6 protein-coding genes are annotated in these 6,087 nt (G+C 66.5%); 3 read left to right on the top strand and 3 right to left on the bottom strand.

From position 1 onward, the window contains the following. Positions 1–166: 166 nt before the first annotated feature. Both purE and E0702_RS12915 read left to right on the top strand, forming a co-directional pair. The gene (purE, locus tag E0702_RS12920; protein WP_132044481.1) at positions 167–688 is read left to right on the top strand and encodes a 5-(carboxyamino)imidazole ribonucleotide mutase; all 522 of its coding nucleotides are present in this window, start codon (positions 167–169) and stop codon (positions 686–688) included. Between the two features lie 46 nt (positions 689–734). Then, positions 735–1,847, top strand: a complete 1,113-nt coding sequence (locus E0702_RS12915; RefSeq protein ID WP_132044479.1) for a 5-(carboxyamino)imidazole ribonucleotide synthase — start codon at positions 735–737, stop codon at positions 1,845–1,847. A gap of 117 nt (positions 1,848–1,964) precedes the next feature. On the opposite strand, the gene E0702_RS12910 is transcribed toward E0702_RS12915, so the two are convergent. Beyond that, entirely contained in the window at positions 1,965–2,957 is a 993-nt protein-coding gene (locus tag E0702_RS12910) for a YeiH family protein (protein WP_132044477.1), read from the bottom strand. A 100-nt stretch (positions 2,958–3,057) separates the two neighbouring features. On the opposite strand from E0702_RS12910, the gene E0702_RS12905 reads away from it, so the two are divergent. Then, entirely contained in the window at positions 3,058–3,975 is a 918-nt protein-coding gene (locus E0702_RS12905) for a LysR family transcriptional regulator (RefSeq protein ID WP_132044475.1), read from the top strand. Positions 3,976–4,009: 34 nt separating this feature from the next. Here the strand turns inward: E0702_RS12905 and iadA are convergent, their stop codons facing one another. Both iadA and E0702_RS12895 read right to left on the bottom strand, forming a co-directional pair. Further along, positions 4,010–5,161 carry a beta-aspartyl-peptidase gene (gene iadA, locus E0702_RS12900; protein WP_132044473.1) on the bottom strand — a complete coding sequence of 384 codons (1,152 nt, stop codon included), beginning with the start codon at positions 5,159–5,161 and terminating at the stop codon, positions 4,010–4,012. A gap of 64 nt (positions 5,162–5,225) precedes the next feature. Then, a complete protein-coding gene (locus E0702_RS12895) occupies positions 5,226–6,005 on the bottom strand; it encodes a transporter substrate-binding domain-containing protein (protein WP_132044471.1) in 780 nt (259 codons plus the stop codon). Positions 6,006–6,087 lie beyond the last annotated feature (82 nt).

Here is a 6,087-nt window from a genome sequence, read left to right as displayed (position 1 = left end):
CGGGAGATCGACCACCCGATCCCAGTGGTCGAACGGTTCTATCACTGCTATCCGGGGATTAGGATGACTGACCGGTCAAGATGACTGGAAAGGCCTGTATCGCTAAAATGGCCGGCTTTCCTTTTATTCACTCTTTTCCTCTAGGGGAAGTTCCGAGGAGCAGGCCATGCAGTCCGCTACACAGACGCCGAAGGTCGGCGTGATCATGGGGTCGAAATCTGACTGGCCGATAATGGAACATGCCGTCGAGATGCTCGAGCGTCTGGGAGTGGCCTACGAGACCCGAGTCGTCTCGGCCCACCGTACCCCGGACCTGCTGTTCGATTATGCGAAGTCGGCGGCCGAGCGCGGCCTCGAGGTGATCGTCGCCGGCGCCGGCGGCGCCGCCCATCTGCCGGGCATGGTGGCCTCCCAGACCGCGCTGCCCGTGCTGGGGGTGCCGGTGGAGTCCAAGTCGCTCAAGGGGCTGGACTCACTGCTCTCCATCGTGCAGATGCCCGGTGGCATCGCCGTGGGTACCCTGGCCATCGGCAAGGCGGGTGCCACCAATGCGGGACTGCTGGCGGCGCAGATCGTGGGGCTTCAGGATGACAGGGTGCGCGCCGCCGTGGAGGCGTTTCGCGCCGAGCAGACGCAGACGGTGCTCGACAATCCTGACCCCCGGCCTGATTCACGGACCGAGCCCTGAATATCCAGCCCTGATAGCCTGATAGAGAGACAATGAGGAGATCATCATGAACATCGGTGTTCTGGGTGCCGGTCAGCTCGGCCGCATGCTGGCCCTGGCCGGCTACCCGCTGGCCAACCGTTTCACCTTTCTCGATACCACCGGGCATCCCAGTGCCGGTATCGGCGATGTGATGGTAGATACCGACCGCAGGCACCTGGCGGCCTTCCTCGAGAAGGTGGATCTGGTCACCTACGAGTTCGAGCATCTGCCGGTGTCGCTGGTGCAGGAGATCGAGGAGGTGAAACCGGTCTACCCCTCCAGCGAAGCGATTCGCGTCTGCCAGAACCGCGCCGAGGAGAAGGCGCTGTTCGATCGCCTGAGCATTCCCACCCCGGCCTACCGCCTGGTGGAGAGTGCCGACGAGCTGGAGGCGGCGGCCCGAGAACTGGGCACGCCGGTGGTGGCCAAGTCGATCACCGAGGGCTACGACGGCAAGGGGCAGGCGGTGTTGCGAGATCCCGCCGAGGCGGCCGAGGCGTGGCGTGCCATCGCCCATCCGCGGTTGATCGTGGAGGCCTTCGTCGACTTCGTGCGTGAGGTGTCGATCATCGCGGTGCGTGGTCGCGATGGCGAGGTGGTCTTCTACCCCATGGCCGAGAACCAGCACGTGGATGGCATCCTGCGCTACTCCATCGCTCCCTTGCCGGACCTGGCCGACAGCCTGCAGCAGACCGCCGATGGCTATATTCGGGCGCTGCTCGATGAGCTCGACTATGTGGGCGTGCTGACCCTGGAGCTGTTCCAGTGTGCCGACGGCAGCCTGCTGGCCAACGAGATGGCGCCTCGAGTGCACAACTCCGGTCACTGGACACAGGATGGTGCGGTGACCAGCCAGTTCGAGAACCATCTGCGTGCGATTCAGGGGCTGCCGCTGGGGGATACCGCCGCACGCATGCCCACCTGCATGGTCAACGTGATCGGCCAGGAAGGCGACCCGTCCGCCATCCTGGCGCTTGCGGACGCCCATCTGCACCGCTACGACAAGAGCGAGCGCGCCGGCCGCAAGCTGGCCCATGTCAATCTGCTCGCGCCGACTCACGAGGCGCTGCTGGAGCGGGTTCGCGCCTGTGCCGCGCTGCTCCCTGAGGCACCCGCGCCGAGCTTCAGCTTCGAGTAGGCCGGCAGGCCCGCCCCGGCCGTGTCAGAGTCTCAATCAGACAGGCCGCCCCGGTTGGGGTGGCCTGTCTGCATTGTATGTCCTGGACGCTCCATGAACCGGTAGCAGGGGAGGGGCTCAGCCCATCAGCAGGGTACTGGCCAGCAGGCCACCCCCGAGCAACAGCACGAACAGTGTCAGGGCCAGGATAAAGGGCTTGATACCCAAGGCCTTGAGTTTCTCTACCCGCGTTTCGTAGCCCAGTGCCGCCATGGCCATGGTCAGCGCCAGCTGGCCGGCCATGACCAACCCAGCGTGCAGTGGGGCAGGCAGGGTGACCAGGCTGTTGAACACCACCATGGCCAGGAAGCCGAACGCGAACCAGGGGATCACCAGGCTGGCCTTTCCTGCGCCGGCCTCGGCGGGCTGGTGGCGCAGCCACCACTGTCCGACGATCAGCAGGAATGGCACCAGCAGCATCACCCGCACCAGCTTGACGATCACCGCATTGGCCAGAGCATCGGGGCCCACCGCCTCGCCGGCGGCGACCACCTGGGCGACCTCGTGCACGGTGGCACCGATATAGACACCGAATAGCCCCTCATCCATGCCCAGCAGCGGGTAGAGCAGCGGGTAGACCAGCATCGCCAGGGAACCGAACAGCACCACCGTGGCCACGGCCATGGAGGTGGCAGCGGGGCGCGAGCGAATGGTCGATTCGGTAGCGAGTACCGCCGCGGCGCCACAGATGGCGCTTCCGGCGCTGGTCAGCAGGGTGGTCTCGCGATCCATGCCGAGCACCCGGGTGCCGATCAGGTAGCCCGCGGTGAGCACGCTGATGATCACCAGGGCGTCGAGCAGCAGGACCCTTGGCCCGAGTGCCATGATCTGCTGCAGGGTCAGGGAGAGACCGAACAGCACGATGCCGCCGCGCAACAGCCAGCGAGTGGCGAACTTCAACCCCGGGCCGGTGGCGGTAAGCCGCCGGGCCAGGGGCAGGTTACCAGCCACGATGCCCAGCAGCAGTGCCACCACCAGGGGGCTTATCCCGGTATCGGCCAGCGGAGGGAGCCGCGTCAGGCCGAAGCCGGCTATCGTCAGGGTTATGCAGACCAGCAAGCCTTGCCACATGTCGTTACTCTCTCGTGTGCTGTCCATGTGGCGTATGTTATGCCCTAATAACACATCAGGTTATCAGTTAATAACGAACTGGCTTTTCGGAAAAACCGATATGACATCCATGGTGAGCTTTCGCCAGCTTCAGGTCTTCGCCACGGTGGCGCGTCTCGGCTCGGTCAGCGCCGCCGCCCGAGAGCTGTGCCTGTCACAGTCGGCGACCAGCCAGGCCCTCTCGGAGCTGGAGCGCCAGCTGGGTGTGGCGCTGTTCGAACGCCATGGCCGGCGCTTGCGGCTCAATGACCTGGGGCGCCAGCTGCTGCCCCGGGCCGAGCAGCTGCTCGACGGTGTCGAGGCCTTCGTGGCGGCGGCCACCGAGCCCGAAGGTGAACTGCATGGCGTGCTCGACGTGGCGGCCAGTGCCACCGTGGGCACCTACCTGCTGCCGGGGCTGGTCGGGCGCTTCAGCGAGGCCCACCCGGGGACGGACCTGCGCCTGCGGCTGCGCAATACCCACGAGGTGATCAGCGATGTATTGCGCCTGGAGGCGGACCTCGGCCTGATCGAGGGCGAGTGCCGGGAGCCGAGGCTGGAGAGCGAGTCCTGGTGTGAAGACCGCCTGGTGGTGGTCTGTGCCCCCTCTCACCGACTGGCAGGGCAGGCGCGGCTGAATGATGCCGCCCTCGCCGAGGCGGCATGGATCCTGCGGGAACCGGGCTCCGGGACGCGAGAGGTCTTCGAGCAGGCGATGCGCGATCGCGGGGTGTTGCCCCGGGTACGCATGGAGCTTGGGCAGCATGAGGCGATCAAGCAGGCGGTGCTGGCCGGCCTGGGGCTGGGGTGCCTGTCACGACTGAGCGTGGCCGGCGAGCTCGCCCGCGGCGAGCTCGTCCCGCTGGACAGCGGACTGGACCTGCGTCGGACCTTTTCCCTGGTATGGCACCCAGAGCGTTATCGCAGCCCGCTGTGGCAGGCGTTCAAGGTGTTCCTCGTCGAGGTGCGCCCGGCAGGCGCCGAGCCGGCGCGCCGCTGACGCGCCTGCCCGCCGAGGGCCACTGAGCATCGTCTCAGGCGAGATACACTCGCTGCCCCATGGCCCAGACCTCGTCGATCGCCCATGCGCCATCGGCCAGCACCAGCAGATCTGCATCCTGTCCCACTTGCAGCCGCCCTTTGCGGGTCAGGCCCAGGGCATCCGCGGCGTGGGTACTGGCCGCGCCGATGGCTTTTTCGAGCGACACCCCGTGCTGCTCGACACACACTGCCAGGGTGTCGAACAGGCTGCCCAGCCGGCCGGGCCGGAGCCCGATGAAGCGGCCATCGGCATCGAAGCGCGGCAGCGAGGCGTTGGCGTCCGACGAGAGAGTGATCCGCGAAGGCTCGATCCGGGCTGCCAGGGCCTGGGCCACGGCGCGGGCGGCGGGGACCTCTCCATCGGCCAGCAGTTCGGGAGTGGTGCTGGTGGTGAAGTCGATGCGGCCGCCTTCGCGGGCGAATCGCAGGCCGTCCTCGAACAGTGCGGCGGTGCGGTTGACGTGGGTGGGAAGAAACTGCGCCAGCGGCAGAGCGCTGTGGCGGGCCACTTCGCGCAGCGGTTCGAGGCCACCCTCGGCGTCGCCGGTATGGATGAAGACGATGCCGCTCTTGCCGGCCAGCATGCCGGCGGTGCGGGTCTCGGCGGCGAGCCGGGTGAGCTCCTCGCGGCTCGGCTGGGAGCCTCGGTGGTCGCTGATGGCGACCTCCCCCAGCCCGATGAATTCGGGAATGAAGGTGATGTCCCCGGCCACCGAGCCGGTCAGGGTCACCGGCGGCAACTGATAGGATCCCGTGTAGCAGTAAGTGGTCAGCCCGCCGGCGGCCAGCTCTCGGGCCTTGCCCAGCAGGCTGGCGGGAGTGCGGGTCAGCGCATCGGTGCCCAGGGCGCCGACCAGGGTGGTGACCCCGGAGGCCAAAGCCTCCTCCAGGTTGAGCTCAGGGGTGCGGGTGCCGAAGCCGCCCTCGCCGCCGCCGCCGATGAAGTGCACCAGGGGGTCGACCAGCCCGGGAATGACGCGACGGCCTTCCAGGTCCTTGACCGTCACCGCCGGGCCCTGAGCGGGCAGCGCTGAGCCGTCGTCCGCCGGGGCGATGGCGGCGATGCGTCCATCGCTGATCAGCAGGTGGCAAAGGCCCCGCGGCTCGGGGGCATGCAGGGTGGCGTTCTTGAGTAGGGTCAGCATTATCGATCCTCTCGAAATGAAGACGCCGGCGGTTGCCGGCGTCCAGGGAAGGCCGGGCCGCTTCTTACAGCTTGACGTCGTAGCTGAAGTAGTTGGCCATGATCTCGTCATAGGTGCCATTGCTCTTCAGGGCCTGGAGCGCCTCGTTGAACTGCTCGGCGAGTTCGCGATCTCGCTTGCGAAAGGCCACGCCGACGCCCTGGCCGAAGTACCGCTGCGGCTCCTTGATGAAGTCGCTGATGCGCTGGAAATCGCTCTCGGCGGTGTCGATATCGATCATCGCTTCGGCGATCGGATAGTCCATGAAGGTGAGGTCCAGGCGACCGGTGCGCATATCGGCGATAACGTCGTCGGCGCTGCCGTAGCGGCGCACTTCCAGGACGTCGCCGTAGAGGTCGGTGACGTAGTTGTCCTGCAGGGTGGCACGCTGGACCCCCACGGTCAGGCCCTCGAGGCTCTCGCGATCCGCGATGTCGATGTTCTCGCCCTTGGCGGTGATCCAGGCGCTGGGGGTGGTGTAGTAGGGCTCCGAGAACAGCACTTGGCGAGCGCGCTCCTCGGTGATCGCCATCGAGGACATGATGGCATCGAACTTGCGCGCCTGCAGGGCCGGGATCATGCCGTCCCAGGGCTGTTCGACCCAGGTGCACTGCCGCTCCAGGTAGTCGCAGACGGCGTTGCCCAAGTCGACCTCGAAGCCGGTCAGGGTGCCGTCGGGCAGCTTGTACTCGAAGGGCTCGTAGGGCACGTCCACGGCCAGGCGAAGGGGATCGTCGGCCTGGACGGATGAGGTGGCCAGGCCGACGCCAAGGACGGCGGCCAGCAGTAGCTTCGACTGATGCATGAAATTCTCGCGAAGTAGGGAGGAGAAAAATCTCCGGGAATGGAGGTTTTAGCCTTTCATTATATCGAGATGATGCGAGCTT

The organism is Halomonas marinisediminis, assembly GCF_004347715.1.
GTDB classification, from domain to species: domain Bacteria; phylum Pseudomonadota; class Gammaproteobacteria; order Pseudomonadales; family Halomonadaceae; genus Halomonas; species Halomonas icarae.
This window is presented reverse-complemented; position numbering and strand designations above follow the sequence as displayed.

Bases quoted from the DNA above. Each gene is read 5' to 3' on its own strand.
- E0702_RS12905 (WP_132044475.1), top strand. From the start codon at position 3,058: ATGACATCCATGGTGAGCTTTCGCCAGCTTCAGGTCTTCGCCACGGTG.
- E0702_RS12910 (WP_132044477.1), bottom strand. From the start codon at position 2,957: ATGTGGCAAGGCTTGCTGGTCTGCATAACCCTGACGATAGCCGGCTTC.
- E0702_RS12915 (WP_132044479.1), top strand. From the start codon at position 735: ATGAACATCGGTGTTCTGGGTGCCGGTCAGCTCGGCCGCATGCTGGCC.
- purE (WP_132044481.1), top strand. From the start codon at position 167: ATGCAGTCCGCTACACAGACGCCGAAGGTCGGCGTGATCATGGGGTCG.
- iadA (WP_132044473.1), bottom strand. From the start codon at position 5,161: ATGCTGACCCTACTCAAGAACGCCACCCTGCATGCCCCCGAGCCGCGG.
- E0702_RS12895 (WP_132044471.1), bottom strand. From the start codon at position 6,005: ATGCATCAGTCGAAGCTACTGCTGGCCGCCGTCCTTGGCGTCGGCCTG.